Here is a 19,142-nt window from a genome sequence, read left to right on the forward strand (position 1 = left end):
GTGTATCCTTACTTGAAAGGAAAAAACATTTTACTTGGTGTAACGAGTGGAATCGCCATCTATAAAGCGGTAGATCTAATTTCTAAAATGAGACAAATTGGATCTAATCCTAAAGTTATCATGACAAAAAATGCCCAAAAATGGGTATCCGATCAGATTTTTTCCGCAGTGGGTAACTGTGAAGTTTACTACGAAACTTTCGATGTTAAAGGCGGTTGGATTCCCCACACAGAGCTTTCTAGGTGGGCAGAACTGCTTATCGTTGCTCCTGCGACCGCAAATATAATAGCAAAAATATCACATGGTATTGCCGATGATCTACTTTCTTGTACCGCTTTAGCATATTCGAAAACTTCTAAAATAATTGTTCCTACAATGAACGTTAGGATGTATGAAAATCCTGTTAATAAAAGAAATTTAGAAATATTGAAACAAAATAGTTGGACTGTAGTAGAACCTGAAGAAGGTCACTTAGCAGACGGAGAAATTGGTAAAGGAAGGTATCCGTATAATAGTGAAATATTAGAATATAGTGAATACCTACTTTCCAAAAAGGATTTCATGAATAAGAGAGTTTTAGTAACAGCTGGGCCCACGGTTGAAAGAATTGATCCTGTAAGGTTTTTGTCAAACAGGTCCAGTGGAAGAATGGGTTACGAATTAGCCAGAGAATTTGCAAACAGAGGAGCTGACGTTACGTTAATATCTGGACCCACCAACTTAGAACCACCCACAACTATAAACAAAATCGTAAGGATAGAAAGTGCAGAAGAATTAAGACAAAAGGTATTAGAACATTTTGAAGATAGTGATATAATAATTATGACAGCGGCAGTAAGTGATTTAAGAATAAAAAACTATTCAGACCAAAAGTTGAAAAAAGATAAGATAATTAGTCTAGAAATTGAAAAAAATCCTGATATAATAAAAGAGTTAGGAAGAAGAAAGAGAGATGGTCAAATACTTGTTGGATTCGCTGCAGAAACGGAGAATTTAAAAGAGAATGCCATGAAAAAATTAAAAGAAAAAAATATGGACATGATAATTCTAAACGACGTTTCAAGAAAAGATATAGGGTTCGAAAAAGAGGAAAATGAGGTAACTATTTTTACTAGTAAGGAGGAACATCGACTTGAGAAAAATCATAAAAGGATTATCGCTGGTAATATTTGTGACTTTATTTTCAGTAATTTTTTCTGAAAATTATTTTCATCTATATCCCGTTGAATATGATCAAACTCAAAACATTGTGAAAATGAATTTAGAAAGTTATGTAAATAGTATGCAAAAACCAAATGTGTATATATATGATGGGGGAGATAGAAAAAAGTTAACTTTGTATGAAAAAGAAAACGGCTATTTCACTTTCTACGTTAATTTAAACGCTTTGAAAGGTGATAATTATTCATTCTTAGTATCCTCTATAGATAAAGAAGGGGAATATATTTCACAGTTTTTTGCAAGTTTTTTAGAAAAAGGTTTATTTGCTCCAAATATTGAAGTTGAAATAACAACCTCTGTTGTAGAAAAGGGGTATCAATATTATTTGAATTATTATCCAGAAGAAGATTTGGAATTGGTGAAAGTACAGGTAGAAAATACTGTTTTTGAAGATCCGAATGAGTTCTTAAGATTGTTGGATAACTTAGAAGATGGGTTTCATGATGCTGTTTTTGCTTTTAGAAATAGATATGGAATACTTTTTGAGCGAAAAGTTACCTTTTTGAAATTGGCACAACTTGTTGCTACCGAGAATGTTTTAAAACCAAAGCAAAGGCATGAAATATATGGGTACCATATCGTACAAAAAGGTGAGAGTTTATACAGAATTGCTGAGAAATACAACGTTCTTCCTGGAGATTTAGTTAACATGAATGATCTAAAGGATCCTTCTTTAATATATCCAGGCCAAGCTTTAAAGATAGGAAAAGTTAGGTACGAAGAAAGTCCTTTACGCTTAGAAATAAATCTTACTCAAAATAAGATGTATCTATATTTTCATGATCAGTTGTTGAAAACTTATATAGTTGCCGTGGGTATGAGTGATTACACACCGCCGGGGTACTATCGCCTTTCATACAAAGAGAAAGACCCTGCATTGTATTGGTACGATGAATATATACCTCCTGGGTCTCTAATGAATGGAATGGGAACAAGATGGTTACAACTCTCAAACCCTCAATACGGTATTCATGGTACAACAAAGCCATGGGAAATAGGCAAAAGGATATCTCATGGATGTATAAGGATGTTCAACTTCGATGTTGAAGTTATAGACTTTTTGGCAGCTCTAGGTACTGAGGTGTATGTATATAATGGAGAAAATAAAAAAGAATCCTAAAATTAGGATTCTTAGGGCTGGGGTGGCTGGTGGGATTTGAACCCACGACATCCTGAGTCACAGTCAGGCGTTCTTCCACTGAACTACAGCCACCAGCAATGTGGTGCGCCTGGGGGGATTCGAACCCTCAACCCTTGGATTAGAAATCCAATGCTCTATCCCTTGAGCTACAGGCGCTGGAGCGGCCGACGGGAGTCGAACCCGCAACCCTTGGCTTGGAAGGCCAATACTCTACCAATTGAGCTACGGCCGCATTAAAATTATTGATGGTCGGAGCGACTGGGCTTGAACCAGCGACCTCCGGTGCCCAAGACCGGCGCGCTCCCAACTGCGCTACGCTCCGCTTCTTCACTGTTCAAAATATATAATATCACAAGGAGTCTCTTTTGTCAATATTTAATTTCTTTTTAGTTCTAATAAAATTCAATTTTCTATTGTTTAATTTTCTTATGATACAATTATTCTAAATGGTTAAATATTAAAATTAAATTTAATAGACTCATTAGAAATAAAAAAATTTTGAGGTAAGTTTTTGAGGCTAAAAGTGGGATAGGGCTTTCACGAAGGTTTTTATGAATTTGAGTATTGGAGGTGCTCGATGAAAGTAAAAGAATCGGATAAAAAATTGTTAAGTACTTTTAAGGCTGATGATCCTACAATACAGGAATTGAGAACTATTGCAAAAAATTTAGGGATTAAATTAAAACGAAATATGAATAAAAAAGAGATTTTGAAGGCAGTTAGAAAAGAGATTAAAAGGTTAGAAGAGCCTTCAAATCAAAAGATTGGACAGGTCTCTGAATACACAAAATCAACAAAAAATCTGCAAAAGCTTCCAAAATCAAATGAATCAGAAGAGCTCCCTAAAAAGTATGAAAAGGATAAGCTAAAATTGATGCCTGTCAATCCACATTGGGCTTATGCTTACTGGGAGTTTTCTGAAAAAAGTAGAAAAAAACTAAAAAAATTATCAAAAAATTCTAATATTACTATCAGAGTCATAAAAAAATCAACGGGGAATCAAGAAGAAGAAAAAGAAGTTATTGAAACAAATTTAGAATTAGAGCAAAGTAACAATATTTATTTCTCCCTTCCACAAGATGATTCAACTTATGCTGCTTTTCTTGGAGTAGAAAATAAAAACGAAGAGTTTACTGCATTAATAGAATCTAATGAAATTACAACACCTTCTTCTTCCTTGAAAAGTTCAGATAAAGAAGAATGGTTTTTGTTAAAAGAGGAAAAAGTCATAGAGGAAAAAGTCATAAAAGAAAACAAAAAAAAAGGGCTTAGACTTTGGGGTGTAGAAAAACATGCTGGGAGTAGTGAAAAAATGTTTATAAACAAAAGAAAATCTAACGGTATCAATTTTGGAAGAGATTGAAATTATGAAGAGTAAAAAGGGGAAAATTTTATTTTTATTACATGCTCATCTGCCTTATATTCACCATCCCGACTTTGAAAACTTTATGGAAGAAAGATGGCTTTTCGAGGCCTTAACCGAGACATATATTCCTTTAATAAAAGTTTTTAAATCTTTAGAAAAAGCTAATATTCCATTTAAACTTACAATAAGTCTCTCTCCCACCTTGATGGAGATGCTTAATTTAAATGATTTAAGAGAAAAATATCACAAACATCTATTAAAATTGATAGAATTAACGGAAAAAGAGATAATTAGGACAAAATTCGAAGATCCTCGAAAATATGAACTAGCCCAACATTATAGACGTGAACTAATGGAAGACATGGAAATTTTTTCAGAAGAATACCATCAAGATATATTGAAATCTTTCAAGGAATTTAAAGATAAAGGTTACATTGAAGTGATAACATCTAATGGAACACATGGATATCTACCTTTTTATCGGGATTATCCAGAGGCTATTAGAGCTCAAATAAAATCTGCTGTGTTAACCTACAAAAAATATTTTGGTGATCGCCCTAAAGGGATATGGTTGGCAGAATGTGCTTATTTTAAAGGGCTTGACAGATATTTGTCACAGGAAGATATACGATACTTTTTTGTGGATACACACGGTTTTACCTATGCAGATAGTAAGCCCAGATATGATGTATACAGACCCATCATAACTCCGAATAAAGTTTTTGTTTTTGCCAGAGATCCTGAATCGAGTGAGCAGATATGGAGTGCTGAAATTGGCTATCCTGGCGATCCAAGGTATCGAGAATTTTACAGGGATATTGGTTATGACAGAGAAGACGATTACATTAAACCATATATAGATCCAAGTGGAATAAGGTGCAATACCGGAATAAAATATCATCGTATTACCGATAAGTCATTATCCTTGGACAAAAAAGAAATATACGATCTTCGAGAAGCTGAAAATGTTGTAAAAGAGCATGCAAGAGATTATTTACATAAGAAAACTTTGCAGATAAGGAAATTATCTACAATTTTAGATGAAGAAGAACCGATAATTGTAGCTCCCTTTGATGCCGAACTATTTGGTCATTGGTGGTATGAAGGCCCGAAATTTTTGGAAGAGCTTTTTAGGCAATCTTTTGAAAATGAAGATTTGGAGTTTTCCACACCTTCCGAGTTTTTACAAACGGTTAAAAAAGTTCAAATAACTTATCCTGCTGAATCATCATGGGGGGGCGGTGGATACCATGATGTATGGCTTAACAGTAAAAATGATTGGATTTATAAGCATATTCACGAGATAACGGAAAGAATGATAGAAAAAGCCAATACTTTTAAGTTCCCTTCAAATTTACAGAAAAGAGTTTTAAATCAGATGATGAGAGAGGTTCTTCTTGCACAAGCTAGTGATTGGCCTTTTATAATGACCACGGGAACCACTATAGAATACGCAAAAAATCGAGTTAAATGCCATATTAACAGATTTTTCGATCTAGAGAAAATGTTGGAAAAGCAAGAAATTAACGATGAAAGACTCTCATTTTATGAATGGGTAGATAATATTTTTAGAAACATTGATTACACAATATTTTCGAGTGATTATAGAACAAACTAATTTATTGAAAATTATTACGTGAAGGGAGGATAAGAACTTTGCCAGAAAAATACTTTGAGATAAGATGGCATGCAAGAGCAGGACAAGGCGCAAAAAGTGCTTCTCAATTTTTGACAGAAGCTGCAGAAGAAGCCGGGAAGTTTTCGAGTTCATTTCCAGAATATGGAGCAGAAAGATCTGGTGCTCCGATGAAAGCTTTTAACAGGGTTGCAGATGTTCCTATAAGAATTAAAAGTAACGTAGAGACCCCCGATGTGGTAGTTGTTATAGACGACACACTTTTAAAAAACCCTGAAGTAACATCTGGATTGGCTGATGATAAATTTTTGTTAGTCAACACAACTAGAAGCATCGAAGAGGTAAGAAATTTAACAGGGTATAAAGGAAGAATCGGTGTAATACCTGCTACGGACATAGCATTAGAAGAAATAAAAAGAGGTATACCTAACACTGTTATGATAGGAGCTTTGATAAGAGCTACCGATATAGTACCTTTGGATGCTGTCAAAGAAAAAATCAAGGCTGCTTTCTCCAAAAAGTTCTCTGATGAAGTTGTAAGAGCCAATATTAGAGCACTGGAGAGAGGTTACCAGGAGGTGAAACTTAGTGATTAAGGTGAAAGGTTGGAAAGATATCCCTATTGGTGGTGTAATTGATAAACCTGCTACGGCAAGAGAGTACAAAACAGGTGAATGGAGGATTCAAAGACCAATAGTGGATGAAGAAAAATGTACTAATTGTATGCAATGTTGGCTTTTTTGTCCAGATATGGCAATAGATGGTAGGCTTGACGGTAAAAAGATGAAGTTGGGAGAAGTGAATCTAGACTATTGTAAGGGCTGCGGTGTTTGTGCCGCTGTATGCCCAGTTGACGCAATAGAAATGAAATCTGAATCAGAATTTATTTAAAGGAAATGTGAAGGAGGTTAAAATATATGCCTGTAAAACTAACGGTTACCGGAGCTGCTGCTGTTGCTCATGCCATGAGGCAGATCAATCCAGATGTGGTGGCAGCTTATCCAATAACTCCTCAAACACCAATTGTTGAATATTATGCAGGATTCGTATCCGATGGTATCGTAGACACTGTAATGGTTCCTGTGGAATCTGAACATTCGGCGATGAGTGCAGTAGTAGGTTCAGCGGCATCTGGAGCCAGAACTATGACAGCCACTGCTGCAAATGGGTTAGCATTGATGTCAGAAATAGTATATATAGCGGCTTCTTACAGACTTCCCATAGTAATGCCTATTGTGAATAGAGCATTATCTGGACCTATCAATATACACTGTGATCATTCCGATGCCATGATGGTAAGAGACTCTGGGTGGATTCAGTTCTTCACTGAAAACCATCAAGAAGCATATGATTTTACGATAATGGCTACCAAATTAGCGGAAAAAGAGAATGTGTTGTTACCGGTGATGGTGAATTTGGATGGTTTCATTACTTCTCATGGAGTGGAAAGTTTTGAGATGCTAGATGATGAAGTTGTAAGAGAGTTTGTGGGAAGCTGGAATCCTAAATATTCTCTTTTAAATACAAAAAATCCTGTTACCTTTGGTCCATTGGATCTTTTTGATTATTACTTTGAACACCATCGTCAACAAGAGGAAGCGATGAAAAATGCTTATAAAGAACTTCCTGGAGTATTCGAGGAATTTGAAAAGATATCTGGAAGAAGGTACGATTTTCTCGATTTGTACAAAGTAGATGATGCAGACTATATAATGATTGTTATGAATTCTACAGCATCTACAGCGAAATATGTTGTAGACCAACTTAGAGAAGAAGGACATAAGGTTGGCTTGGTGAAACCTCAAGTCTTTACTCCTTTTCCTAAGAAACAGTTTCAGCAAGTTTTAAATGGTAGAAAAGGCGTAGTTGTTCTAGACAGAGCAATGTCTTTTGGGAAAGAAGCTCCTTTGTATTCCTTAGTAAAATCTTCTTTGTACGAGGTTGCTTCTCGGCCTTCTTTAGGTTCTTATATTTATGGTTTGGGAGGAAGAGACACAACCCCTGAAATGATAAGAGAAGCATTTGAAGATGCTCTTCAGGGTAATCTTTCAACTGATGAACAAAGATATTTGGGTTTAAGAGAATAACTGGAGGTGAATAAATGTGCCTAGCATTAGAGATATAGTAGGATACGTTGAAACAAATGATTGGGCTTTTACCCAAGGCCATAGATTATGCCCTGGTTGTAATGCTCCAATGGTTGCAAATTGGGCTACTTTGGCTGCAAAAAGTTTGGGTTATGAACCTGTAGTTGGAGCTGCGACAGGTTGTTTGGAAGTTTCTTCCACAATATATCCATTTACTTCTTGGAATGTACCTTATATACACAACGCTTTTGAAAATGTTGCTGCAACAATATCCGGTGCAGAGTCTGCTTATAGATCTCTGTTAAATAGAGGAAAAATAAAAAACGATAAGATAAAATTTATCGCATTTGCTGGTGATGGTGGAACTTACGATATAGGGTTACAATCGTTATCTGGAGCTATAGAAAGAGGTCACGATTTCGTTTACATCTTGTATGACAACGAAGGATACATGAACACGGGTAATCAAAGATCTGGATCCACTCCAATAGGTGCCGATTCAACTACCGAGCCAGTGGGTAAAGCTATATCCGGGAAGTTACAGTTGAAAAAGAGTATAGTAGATATAATAGCTGGTCATGAAGGTGTTTATGCTGCAACGGCAGTAACTTCCGAACCTTGGGATTTCATAAGAAAAATGCAATCAGCATTAGAGTTCAAAGGGCCTGCTTTCATTTCTATTTTGGCACCATGTGTTAGATTTTGGAGAATTCCTGACGATTCAGGTCCAGAAGTAACTAAGTTAGCTGTTGAAACTAAGTATTGGCCATTATGGGAATACAATATGGGTGTTTACAAAGTTACTAAGAAACCTAAAATATTCAAACCAGTAAAAGATTACGTAACAAAATTAGGCAGATACAACAAACTTATGAAAAGGCCAGATGCTAACGAAATACTCGAAGAACTACAAAATTATGTCGATGCTAAATGGGATAGGTTATTAGCTTTAGAAGAAATTACTAAAGATAAGCCTATCAGAACAAAAATATAGAAAGTTTAAAGGGGATATTAATTTATCCCCTTTTTTCAATAATAAAAGATTAAGCATTGGGCAAATTCAAAAAAATGTGGTAAAATTAAAGTCAAATATCATAGAAGACAGTAAATTTTAAGAGTTTAGGAGGCATTATTGGATGAATAATTGGTTTAAAAAACACGAAAGACTGATCACTATAATAGTTATAGCAGGTTTTTTAGCAGGTATAGTGTGGTGGTCTGTAGCAACTTACGTATCATCTCGAAACCCCATGATCACTTCGCAAAATGGAAATACACTGAGGAAAGAAGACTCTGTTCTAGTTATCACAAAAAACGGCTTAGAATTGGACTATCCTTATTGGATTATGAAGAGTGAAGTAGATAACATAACTCAACAGCAAGCACAGATATATCAACAGTATTATGGTCAGCAGTTGGATCCTGTTTTTGATTATTTAGCACTTGATAATCAGGTGGTAGATTTACTTTTTGACGAAAAAATTGTTAGATTTTACGCCGAACAGAACGATCTTTTGCCTTCCAAGGAAGAAGTGAATAATCAGATAAATATACACGTTGATCAATATATATCTCAATACAAATCTAATGAATCAAATTGGAATAATATGCTTCAATACTATGGTAGTGAACAAAATATTCGAAACATTTTAATTTCTGGTTTGCAACAAACGGTGGAGACCGATTTGATTAATAATGCAGTTAAAGATGCAGTCGCTTCAGTTTCCAGGGAAGATGCTTTAGCCTATATTGAGCAAAACTTTGAAAGTATAAAGAATGATTATGAAGAAGTTAGAGTACAGCATATACTCCTTTCAGATGAGGCAACTGCGAATAATATTAAAAATAATATTGAATCCGGTGAGATAACTTTTGAAGATGCTGCTTCTTTGTATTCAATAGATACCTCTAATGCCACCGATTCTGGAGAGATTGGATGGATAAAACATGGGCAGTATGAAAAAACCTTTGAAGATGCTGCTTTTAATGGACGAGTTGGCGAGATTATTGGACCTGTACAAACGTCGCAAGGTTTCCATTTGATAAGGGTACTTGATAAGAAAATATTTGAAAAACCCGAAGATGTATTTTTGTACGACGATGTATATGTCCAAGTGGAAAGCACAATTCAAGATCAAAAGTATAATAATTGGTTGTCTAATTATAAAGAAAATGAAAACTTTGGAAGAAATTATTACGATACAAAATTGATGTATATGTACGAGTTAACAAAGGCGAGTACAGATGTAGAAAGAATAGAAGAATTGGCAAAAGAATTAGAAAGTATTGTGTTCGAGGGTAATGAAATTTCAATGGAAGTTGATTCTGATTATTTAGCTGTGTATACGATGGTTGTAAATCAATTATTAGGTTTATACAATGATCGAACTATTTCTATAAATCAATATCTTAGCCTATCTGAATTTGTGGATCCAGATGTTGTTTCACTAGGTTTGGATGTTATAAATAACAAACTTGAAGAATTGAACACTCAATCAACTACCGATGAAAGTACTTACTTATTGAGTGAAATGTCAAAATATCAGGATGCTCAAACTTATCTGAGTGCAAAAGAAACCATTGAGGCTTTTGGAGTAAATACTACAGAAGATGCAAGCGTTATGAAAGCAGAATTACAAACTAAATCACAAGATTACGTTGAAAAGTTAAAAAAAGTATTAGCTGATTTATACGCACAGTATCCGTCTTCAAACACAGTGGTTCAACTATATTATCAGTTGAACCCTCAAGATCCAAAAGTAAAGGTTAGCTATTCGAGGTTACAGTTGGATCAGCTAAAACAGTACGCCTCTTATTTAGGATCCCAGTATTTATTTTCTTTATTTCAGCAACAGATCACCGAGATCTTAGTAAATGTCCAGACAGTTGTTGATTCTACTCAAGCAGCAACCGACACTAAATTAGAAGCCTTAGAGGTTGGGTTGGATTTAACTGATTTGCTAGGGCTAAATGAAATTAAATTGTCTTATTTGGAAACAATAAAAGAGATCGATCCAAACTATTATACTAATATTGATAGTATGATAGAAAGTTTGCAAAGAGAAATACAAGAAGCAAACAATACTTCTGATACTTCTACAGACACATCTCAAATTGCAACTCAGTCGAATATTCAATGATTGAAATGTAAAAAAGGGGAGGCATAACCTCCCCTTTTTTTGGCTGGGACGGTAGGATTCGAACCTACGAATAACGGAGTCAAAGTCCGTCGCCTTGCCGCTTGGCTACGTCCCATTCCCTAAGTCTACAAAAATCATTATAACATATCAACATTGTTTTGTCAATACAGCTGTTCAAAACTCTTTTGCGATTAGGTATCCATGACTTGTAGCGTAGGTTATCGAACGGGTCCATCCGCTACAGTCTCCAATTATTTTTACATTCCCAAAGAAATCATTGTTTATCTTATTTGCATAAAATTTAACCTCGGCTCCATATAAAAGATTATCTGGATAAGTAACGCCTTTTACAACCGTTTCTAATCGTTCCAAAAAATCGATTATTGATTCTATAGTACGTCTGGGAAGAGCTAGATTCAAATCTCCTAAAATGAAATGATGGGGATCTAATGTTGGTTCGACCCGTCCTAATTTTTTTGTTCTTTTTGAACTTTTAAAATCTTCATAGCATTGAAGTATAACTTTATCTCCACCGGCAAGGATATTGGAAAGTTTTGCTATATAGGAGCCATAACCTACAGGATCGTTGAAAGGCTGAGTGAACGAATGTGTAACCAAAATAGCAAAATTAGTGTTGGTAGTCTTTGTGGTAGTGTTTGCATGTCCGTTAACCGTTAGAAAGTCATCGTAACTCTCCAAAGTAACTTCTCCGCCAGGATTGTTGCAAAAAGTTCTCACAATATACCCTGTTTTGGTTTTTAGCCTGATTTTGAATTCGTACATTTCTTTGTTTAAGTAGTCCACTATATGATTAGGAAGTTCAAATCTGACACCTAGGTCAACCTTGTCATTTGATAAGACTAAATCAGGATGATCTTTAACCATCTCCGATACTAATTTATGACCTCTTCTGCCAACGGCGACAACAACCTTGTCATAGGTTTTTTCACTACCACTATTTGTTACTACAACAACTTCTGGGCCAGGAATAACTTTAATAACTTCCTCACCAAATATAAAATTAACATTACTAAAGTTTGAAAATTCTTTGAAAATATTTTTAATCGTTTCTATTAGTAGCTCTGTACCCAGATGAAAAAAGTGAGATCTTACGGGTTCAAAATCTGCATCGTAGAACTTTTTGTACAGTTCTTCGTTTTCAAAAGAATCACCTTTTTCTAATTTATTCGAAAGCTCTAATTTTTTATCCTCATCTAACTTTGCTAACCCAGATTTTCTGAGATAATATTCTACTACTTTCTTTTGTATATTCAAAGGGATAACTAAGTCTCCACCCATTTCTTTTGAAATGAATAATTTTCCATCGTATTTCAAACCGCCGAATCCTGCACCTTCTAAATTCTCCCCTTTTTCATAAACATCTATGCTGTAGCGGTTAATCTTTTTCTCTTCCTGTAGCCCTTTTAAGAACCCAATAGAAGCTGCACCAAAACCTATAATAGCCATCTTTTTCATGATACTCCCTCCCGTTAAATCATTTGCTATCCTACAAAAGTTCTATTGACAAGAGTTTATAAATATAGTATAATAACTTTGAATTGCCGAGGTGGCGGAATTGGCAGACGCGACGGACTCAAAATCCGTTGGGGTGGAGAACCCCGTGCGGGTTCAACTCCCGCCCTCGGCACCAATAAAGGGCATGCGTTAGCATGCCCTTTAATCTTTTTTTGGGAATCTCATCCAATTTCAAGGAAGGTTCCTCATTGTACAATGAAATCAATTTTTAGTTTATTTTCTTCTATTAAGCTCACATTCAGTAACATACCATATTGGCCTTTCAAATTCGGCACGTAATTTAAAAAAATAGGGGTTAAATCTACAAAACCGTAAGTAACATCTCCGGTTCCAATTCGTTCATTTAATTTTTGAAACAATTCATTCTCTGAAAGCTTTGGTTTTTCATTCAGAAGTTTTTGAAGCTCGTCGGGTTTCATTTGTGAGACCATCAGGTATTCATCTTTCCAAACATAAAAGGTATTGGTTAAAACTTGTGTTTTATTGTTTTGATTTGTAGTTTCAGATTCTATATAAAATTCTATCATGTTATCGCTGATCTTTTTATATTTTATATTATTTTCGTTCAAAATAGGTATAATTTCGTCGATTTTAGCCTGGGTTTCCAATTTTAAATAGCTTGCATTAGAAATTGTCGGCATTGCACCGTTGCTTGTGCCAAAATCAACGTTAACCTCTATTCCTTGAGAAAGGGATATTAAATTTTCTACTATTTTGTAATCTACTATTATATTTATGAAATCAGCATAATTTGTTAGGTCTTTGGGGATAAAACCAGAGGTAAAAAATATACTCCCCAGAAAAGGATATTCTTGAGGCCATTTAACAAAGCTTGTATTGATAGATTCTGTTTCTGCAGTTCCGTTTCCTCCGCCTATTAAAAATCCATCTTTAACGTAAAAATAACCTTCTCCTTGATAGTCAGAGGTGTTTATTCTGTAATATAATCCTTTTTTCGTAGGAAGAACTTCTTCAAAATCAGTAACTCCTTTTTCAGAGGAAGAATATAAATCTTTATTTTGAACCATTACAAGGTAATTTTGATTTCCGATACTTTGATAGATAGGAGTAAAAGAAATCCCATAATCTTTCAAAGGTTCTAATAGTTTATCCAAATCTGCAGCAAAAGTTTGGGGATTTTCTAAAGGGCCAACAGAAAAACCAAAAATATAATTATTTTCTTTAGGTTCTTGAACAAAAATCGAGAGATCAATGCTGAGATTATTTAGAAAACTTTCGTAATCTATCTTTAAAGCGCTAAAATACATTTGAGCGAAGTTAGAAATCATTAATTCGGCGTTAAAAGGTTCTAACAATAAAGTTTTCATAGTTGGCACAGTTTTTAAATCCGTATATGTACCTTCTAAATCATTTATTAAGACTACCCCTTTTGAATCTGAAGGGACTAATTTTAGAACGTCTTGTGGAAATATTGTGATACTAAAAACGAAAATTAATAATAAAAAAGAAAATGAAATTTTTTTCAACATATGTATCGTGCACTAATACGCACAGTACCTCCTTTGATTTATTTTTTAATATTTTCTTTATTATTTTACCATAAATTTCCAAAATATTTGAAAACTTTTGTTTATATTTCTATTAGCAAAGCGAGCAGTAAAAATGATATTTGATAGATAAAACTATTTTCAAAACTGTATATATCGATTGAAGACAAAGCTACCTTTTTTCTTAACAATATAAACGATAGAGTTCCTGCAGCAAACAGTAAATATCCAGTTAAAATTTTTAAGATAGATAAGTAAGAAGCGATAGTTGTGAAATAATAAGTTATGAATACAACATTTAAAATAACAAAGATGAATATATACCAATATTTATATTCGAATTTTTTCTTCTCTACTTTAAAAGTGTTTAATAATTTATAAAAGTACATTCCGAAGATGAAGATGTTTATCTCCAGAAGATAAGATAAAGACAAATTATCTTTAAGTATATAAAGGCTAAATGGAAACAACCCTCCCAGGTTCATCAGCAAGAAAATGAGCAAAAGAAAAGTATCTAAGGATATTTGTGAGTTTTCCAAATCTTTTAAATTTTTTGTACCATTCTTCTCGTATATATCTTCGGCTATCATGAATAAAAATCCTTTGGTGAACATGTGAAAAACTATAAAATATGGAAAAAGAGAAGGTCGGAGTAAAATAATCATCAACCCATAACTCATCTGTGTCATAGTAGAATAAGCCAAAAATTTTTTGATATCGTTTTGTAGCAATGTAAAGATGGATGCAAAAATGGCAGTTATAATTGCGAAATAGTACAAAAAATTTTTAAGTTCATGGGGTAAAGAGGATGTGAGTAAATAAATTATAAATAAAGGAAGTTTAACTATTATACCTGATAATATAGGAGAGATCCCTTTTACGGCCTCCGTGTGAGCATCGGGTAACCAACCAGAGAGGAAAAATAGTCCACCTTTAGTTAACAGTCCTGTTAGGATAAAACTGAATGCAAAAGTATTAATTCCATTGGAAAGGTTGTAATTGAGGTTCAAAGTGCCTGAATTTGAATAAAGGATTCCCACACCTATCAAATAGAAGTTTAAAGCTACTAAGCTCATCATCATATACTTTAAAGCTGCCCATATTCTTATCTCATTCTTATCGTATGATAACAAAAGGAAAACTAATATAGAAGCGAGCTCCAAATGAACGTATATGTTGAAAAAATCTCTACTCATAAAGAAACCATTTATACTTCCAGTTAGTAGAAGCCAAAGTGAAAAAAACACGTGATCATAATTTTTAAAGATTCTAAAAAAGGTTATTAAAGAGAAAACATTGAATAAAATAAGTAAAAATTTAATCGTTGGATCAAAACTGAACTCAATACCTTTAAGTGGGGAATAATTCCCTATTACAAATGAACCTTCTTGAAAAATAGTAAGAAATATAAAGGTTAGTATATACGAGATTATTACTAGTAGAGTGGTTTTCCTTTTAAAAATATAAGTTAGTACTCCTAAAGATATTGGTATTAAGGATACTAGTAGAAACATACTTTTCCCCTTGTCCTTAAAAGATTTTTTATTTTTTCTTTATTTTCTTTTCAATTTCATCAACTTCAAGGGTCTTGAATTTGGAAGATAATATCATGGCGAAAACCAGCATTAAAGCCAAGTTTGCGAATCCAATTACTATAACGGTAAGTAGAAAAGAATGGATAAGTGGATCAGCGTAACTTTGTAAATGTGTGGTGATAATAGGTGAATTCGCATCGTATGCTAAAAGAACAAAAAAAAGAACTATTCCTCCTTGGAAAACCCCGAGGTTGATAAATATTAAGATTAGATCTTTTTTTGTAATAATTCCAAATAAACCAATAAGTATTATTGATAAGGTGAGAATATGAAAAATATTCATGAAAAATATCTGCAGGAGACTCACCAGAGAACAGCCTTACGGCAGATAAGGAAGTGGTGAGAGGAATGCAGAATTTTTCCTCCTTTCCCATAATAGAGTTTTAGCTTTATTTACCAGGATTAGATCTTTGCTTTTTGCGCTTCTATGAATTACTGTACCATCAAGTTTCCTTCTTTAAACGGCGGGTAGTTTACAATAATCCCTTATGTTTTAAAAATCTATACAGAATTGTCCACGATCCACCAAAAACCTCGAAATAAATTAAAAAATTTAATAAAATAGCAGAACCTCCGCTAGCTAATTTTCCAGGGGATCCTTGTAGATGGAAATTAGAAAAAATTGTTCCCCCCCACGTATATCCTAATAAGCCGTATAATATTATTAATAAAGGAACCAACATTTTCAATTTCTCAATTTTGGATTTTACAAACAAGTTTTCTATTTCATCCGTTGGTCGCACCAGGGAAACCGCTAGAAAACCTGTTCCTAGAATAGTACCTGCAGCAAATCCTCCACCAGGGGCTATATGTCCGGTTATTGCAATATAAAGAGAGATTAAAACTATTATTTGAAAAATTATTGGTGTTATAACCTTTATGATTGGGGTATCGTATTTTATCTGCTGGTCGTCGGGAGCAACCGTAGGAATTTTCCCTATAAATTCGGAAATACCAATGATTGCCACTGTAAAAACCAATATTTCAAAAAAGGTATCGTAGATCCTATAATCAAGAACAATAGCGGACACCATATTAATTGATCCGTTTTCAGCAAGAATTTCAGAAGGTTCATAGAAACTTTTCATATCTCCAACTTTTAAGTTTAATGCAAGGACGAAAAAAATTGCTATTATCAACGTTAAAACAAGGTAATTTTTCATCCAATATACCTCCTGACGAGGTTCTCATAATATTCGGTGTCACTTTTTATTTCTTCCAAAAATTTGTTGAAGTCCCTTGCTAAAGATTTATCTCTTTTATAAAAGATTATCCTGTAACTAGTATCTTTAATAATCTCTATCTTTTTGGACAACAGCCTTTCTTCTCCCATAACTATTTTTCTTAATCTTACCGCATCAATTATGAAATCATCATCCAAATCTTCAAAGCTTTTTGATTTTAAGTTTGGCATAAAGATTCCTAAACAAATTTTATTTGGTTGACCAACAGCGTATAATTTTGATAATAATATACCATCGGAAGGTATTATGTTATCGTAATTGTTTTCTAAAATTATTCCGCCTGCTAAAATTTCTCCATGGTCATTTATGTTATCCATAGGATCTTCAGCATCCACTTTTATAAAATCTGCATCCAATCCTTTTCTTTCCAAAAATTCTTTAATTAGTTCGTATTCAAATCCGTATAAATTTCCTTCTTTTTCCTCTATCATATAAGGGGTTTCAATGTAGTAGACCTTAACCTCGGCTGTCTTTTTTATAGCAATTAAATATATAAAAACAACAAAAGCTGCACCAATGGTTATTTCAACAAAAGCTACATCCGGTGCATTCAAAAGAAAAAACAATACAGAAATTGCAACAGAAAAAACCCCATAGCCAATGATCACGTTAATATAACTTTTTTGTGATAATATGTATAACGAAAGAACAATCAAACTTAAGAAGAGAAAAATTATAGAATAGCTCATTTGTTTTCTCTGCCAACCTTTTCCCCTGACTTTGCAGCGTGATAAGCTATTGTGGAAGATATAGCCGGATTCAAAACCAGAATAATGATAGATAATATGAGTAATCTACCCATGTTTTCTGGATATTTTAGCATCAGTGAGATTATAACAGAGATTATTCCTACTGTATCTGCTATCCCGATTGCTTGAATTTTAGAATAGAAATCCTCCATCGTAAACAATCCTAAGGTTCCAGAAAACAAAAATATTATCCCTATTCCCATTAAAATGTTGGCGATCATCTTTTATTACCACCTCTTTCCAGGTACGACGAGACTATCAAAACACCCCATATGTTAAGAATTAAGAAAATAATTATAACGTCCAAAAGAAAAGATTGATCTGAAAGAAGGGAAAAAACCAACATCAGAATGACCGCTTTTGAAGAAAACGAAGAATAGGAAAGTAACTTTTCCCATTTTGATTTTGTCAATATTAACTTAATTAAAACCATAAAAAGGGATATTAGAATGAAAATTTCTAGTATATGGATCAGATTATATCGTCCTTCCAAATATTATCTGCTCTATGAGCTTCCTCCGGGTTTGAAGAAACTTTGTGAACTATTAATTTATCGTCTTCTTCATATAAAACAAGTGTTTTAGGAGTTAATGAGATTGAATTTGCTATTGCAGCTTTTTCAAAGTCAGATTTTCCTTTAACGTCTATGTGAGATAAACCAGAGTACCTTTTTAAAAGTATCAAAGGTAAAAAAGAAAATGCATTTTTGTACATTTTTAAAAGGCTACCCATACTGTATACCAATATCTGTATAGTTCCATAAGTAGTATTTTTAAAAAATAAGTTAGTGATTCTAATTGTGATGATAACCACCAAAGCCCCTAACATTAATGAAAGATCTGAAAAATCGTTAATTAAAACACCCCAAATTGTAAATAAAAAGATGTATGCCATAAAAACCCACTTGCCTTATTGATAAGCTAAGTTACCACTAAGATTTCCGATTGTTTTAGATATGTAATCGACTATTTCTTCCATTGTTTGTTTTATATCGTTTGTTTCAAGTGAAAATCCGGCTGCTCGAGGATGACCGCCTCCACCATAATTGAGAGCGATCTTTGATACATCTGCCCATTTTTTAGATCTTAATGAAACATGATAAGAACCTTTTTCATATTCTTGAAATACAATGGCTATTTCAACACCTCTTATAGATCGGAGATTTTCTACAAAAGAAGGAGAGTCTTTTGGCAAAACGTTGTATTTGGAGAACATATCTAGGGATAATAAAGAATAAGCAATTTGACCATTTAAGACTAGTTTAAGATTGGAAATGACATCTTTGTACAAATAGATCTGCTCTAATGGTATGTTATCTAATATGATATTTGAAATATCGCTAATATTTGCACCTTTTTTAATTAATTCAGTGGCATCTTTGAAAACTAAAACGCCTGCGTTTTGATATTTAAAGAATCCGGTATCGGTTGCTACTCCTAACAAATTCATAGTCGCCAGTTCTTTGTCGTATTCAACATTTAAAGCTGTTAATATTCTATAAACCATTTGAGCGGTTGAAGCCATTGTTGGGTCTACCCAATTCAAATTTCCAAAATATTTATTTGTTACATGATGATCTACCAAAAGGACATGAAAGGCATTTAAATATTTTTCAAATCTTCCTATTCTATCTGGTGATGAACAGTCTAAAATTACCATGATATCGTATTTTTTATAAATTATTTCTTCAACATCTTCAAACTTTTTGATCTTCGATTTAACTAAAGGAAATTGTAAAAGATATTCAGGGATTTCATCGTCGATTACCGCCGTTACCTTTTTTCCTAATTTTTCTAATCCTAAAGTCATCGATACCAAACTACTTACATCATCTCCATCCGGGAGTATATGGCCTACTATCAAAACATTATCATTCTTATTTATTTCCTCTACGATCTCTTTTAAATTTTCAGACAACT

The 19,142-nt window shown here is 33.6% G+C and carries 19 protein-coding genes and 6 tRNA genes; 10 read left to right on the forward strand and 15 right to left on the reverse strand.

Features of this window, described 5'->3' with window-relative positions:
* Positions 1–12: 12 nt before the first annotated feature.
* Complete coding sequence (gene coaBC / locus X929_RS05230) at positions 13–1,200, forward strand: bifunctional phosphopantothenoylcysteine decarboxylase/phosphopantothenate--cysteine ligase CoaBC (RefSeq protein WP_245858659.1); 1,188 nt, start codon at positions 13–15, stop codon at positions 1,198–1,200.
* On the forward strand, positions 1,133–2,341 hold the full coding sequence (locus X929_RS05235) for a L,D-transpeptidase family protein (protein WP_103066986.1): 1,209 nt from the start codon (positions 1,133–1,135) through the stop codon (positions 2,339–2,341). The genes coaBC and X929_RS05235 overlap by 68 nt, the downstream gene beginning before the upstream one ends.
* Before the next feature lie 18 nt (positions 2,342–2,359).
* Here the strand turns inward: X929_RS05235 and X929_RS05240 are convergent.
* From X929_RS05240 to X929_RS05255, 4 genes are all read right to left on the reverse strand, one after another.
* Positions 2,360–2,434: transfer RNA gene (locus X929_RS05240), tRNA-His, on the reverse strand.
* Positions 2,435–2,442: 8 nt separating this feature from the next.
* Positions 2,443–2,518, reverse strand: a tRNA-Arg gene (locus tag X929_RS05245).
* Positions 2,519–2,594: transfer RNA gene (locus tag X929_RS05250), tRNA-Gly, on the reverse strand.
* Positions 2,595–2,608: 14 nt separating this feature from the next.
* Positions 2,609–2,684: transfer RNA gene (locus X929_RS05255), tRNA-Pro, on the reverse strand.
* A 255-nt stretch (positions 2,685–2,939) separates the two neighbouring features.
* Here X929_RS05255 and X929_RS05260 point away from each other — a divergent pair.
* The 7 genes from X929_RS05260 (at position 2,940) to X929_RS05290 (ending at position 10,591) form a co-directional block, all read left to right on the forward strand.
* Positions 2,940–3,725, forward strand: coding sequence for a DUF4912 domain-containing protein (locus X929_RS05260; protein WP_103066987.1), 786 nt, complete (start codon positions 2,940–2,942; stop codon positions 3,723–3,725).
* A 4-nt stretch (positions 3,726–3,729) separates the two neighbouring features.
* On the forward strand, positions 3,730–5,346 hold the full coding sequence (locus X929_RS05265) for a glycoside hydrolase family 57 protein (RefSeq protein ID WP_103066988.1): 1,617 nt from the start codon (positions 3,730–3,732) through the stop codon (positions 5,344–5,346).
* Positions 5,347–5,384: 38 nt separating this feature from the next.
* Positions 5,385–5,960 (forward strand): 2-oxoacid:acceptor oxidoreductase family protein, encoded by a 576-nt coding sequence (locus X929_RS05270; RefSeq protein ID WP_103066989.1) that lies wholly within the window; start codon positions 5,385–5,387, stop codon positions 5,958–5,960.
* Entirely contained in the window at positions 5,956–6,255 is a 300-nt protein-coding gene (locus tag X929_RS05275) for a 4Fe-4S binding protein (RefSeq protein WP_169924972.1), read from the forward strand. The genes X929_RS05270 and X929_RS05275 overlap by 5 nt, the downstream gene beginning before the upstream one ends.
* Before the next feature lie 26 nt (positions 6,256–6,281).
* On the forward strand, positions 6,282–7,451 hold the full coding sequence (gene porA / locus X929_RS05280; RefSeq protein ID WP_103066991.1) for a pyruvate ferredoxin oxidoreductase: 1,170 nt from the start codon (positions 6,282–6,284) through the stop codon (positions 7,449–7,451).
* A gap of 16 nt (positions 7,452–7,467) precedes the next feature.
* Positions 7,468–8,445: a thiamine pyrophosphate-dependent enzyme gene (locus X929_RS05285; protein WP_103066992.1), complete on the forward strand. Its 978-nt coding sequence runs from the start codon at positions 7,468–7,470 to the stop codon at positions 8,443–8,445.
* A 142-nt stretch (positions 8,446–8,587) separates the two neighbouring features.
* Complete coding sequence (locus tag X929_RS05290) at positions 8,588–10,591, forward strand: peptidylprolyl isomerase (RefSeq protein WP_103066993.1); 2,004 nt, start codon at positions 8,588–8,590, stop codon at positions 10,589–10,591.
* Between the two features lie 40 nt (positions 10,592–10,631).
* Here the strand turns inward: X929_RS05290 and X929_RS05295 are convergent.
* Both X929_RS05295 and X929_RS05300 read right to left on the reverse strand, forming a co-directional pair.
* Positions 10,632–10,706: transfer RNA gene (locus X929_RS05295), tRNA-Gln, on the reverse strand.
* Between the two features lie 59 nt (positions 10,707–10,765).
* A complete protein-coding gene (locus tag X929_RS05300; protein ID WP_103066994.1) occupies positions 10,766–12,067 on the reverse strand; it encodes an FAD-dependent protein in 1,302 nt (433 codons plus the stop codon).
* A gap of 85 nt (positions 12,068–12,152) precedes the next feature.
* Here X929_RS05300 and X929_RS05305 point away from each other — a divergent pair.
* Positions 12,153–12,242: transfer RNA gene (locus tag X929_RS05305), tRNA-Leu, on the forward strand.
* Positions 12,243–12,312: 70 nt separating this feature from the next.
* Here X929_RS05305 and X929_RS05310 read toward each other — a convergent pair.
* The 9 genes from X929_RS05310 to X929_RS05355 form a co-directional block, all read right to left on the reverse strand.
* The gene (locus X929_RS05310) at positions 12,313–13,617 is read right to left on the reverse strand and encodes a hypothetical protein (RefSeq protein ID WP_103066995.1); all 1,305 of its coding nucleotides are present in this window, start codon (positions 13,615–13,617) and stop codon (positions 12,313–12,315) included.
* Positions 13,618–13,718: 101 nt separating this feature from the next.
* The gene (locus tag X929_RS05315; RefSeq protein WP_103066996.1) at positions 13,719–15,149 is read right to left on the reverse strand and encodes a complex I subunit 5 family protein; all 1,431 of its coding nucleotides are present in this window, start codon (positions 15,147–15,149) and stop codon (positions 13,719–13,721) included.
* Between the two features lie 28 nt (positions 15,150–15,177).
* Complete coding sequence (locus tag X929_RS05320; protein WP_103066997.1) at positions 15,178–15,513, reverse strand: NADH-quinone oxidoreductase subunit K; 336 nt, start codon at positions 15,511–15,513, stop codon at positions 15,178–15,180.
* Between the two features lie 190 nt (positions 15,514–15,703).
* Complete coding sequence (locus X929_RS05330; RefSeq protein ID WP_103066998.1) at positions 15,704–16,393, reverse strand: MnhB domain-containing protein; 690 nt, start codon at positions 16,391–16,393, stop codon at positions 15,704–15,706.
* Positions 16,390–17,130 carry a hydrogenase subunit MbhD domain-containing protein gene (locus X929_RS05335; protein WP_211286742.1) on the reverse strand — a complete coding sequence of 247 codons (741 nt, stop codon included), beginning with the start codon at positions 17,128–17,130 and terminating at the stop codon, positions 16,390–16,392. Before X929_RS05335 ends, X929_RS05330 begins: the two co-directional genes overlap by 4 nt.
* A 29-nt stretch (positions 17,131–17,159) precedes the next feature.
* Positions 17,160–17,444 (reverse strand): monovalent cation/H(+) antiporter subunit G, encoded by a 285-nt coding sequence (locus X929_RS05340; RefSeq protein ID WP_103067000.1) that lies wholly within the window; start codon positions 17,442–17,444, stop codon positions 17,160–17,162.
* The gene (locus X929_RS09970; protein WP_146255775.1) at positions 17,441–17,656 is read right to left on the reverse strand and encodes a monovalent cation/H+ antiporter complex subunit F; all 216 of its coding nucleotides are present in this window, start codon (positions 17,654–17,656) and stop codon (positions 17,441–17,443) included. The genes X929_RS05340 and X929_RS09970 overlap by 4 nt, the downstream gene beginning before the upstream one ends.
* A gap of 38 nt (positions 17,657–17,694) precedes the next feature.
* On the reverse strand, positions 17,695–18,117 hold the full coding sequence (locus X929_RS05350; protein ID WP_103067002.1) for a Na+/H+ antiporter subunit E: 423 nt from the start codon (positions 18,115–18,117) through the stop codon (positions 17,695–17,697).
* A 15-nt stretch (positions 18,118–18,132) separates the two neighbouring features.
* The gene (locus X929_RS05355) at positions 18,133–19,140 is read right to left on the reverse strand and encodes a DHH family phosphoesterase (RefSeq protein WP_211286743.1); all 1,008 of its coding nucleotides are present in this window, start codon (positions 19,138–19,140) and stop codon (positions 18,133–18,135) included.
* Between the last annotated feature and the right edge of the window lie 2 nt (positions 19,141–19,142).

It is taken from the genome of Petrotoga olearia DSM 13574 (assembly GCF_002895525.1).
Lineage (GTDB): Bacteria > Thermotogota > Thermotogae > Petrotogales > Petrotogaceae > Petrotoga > Petrotoga olearia.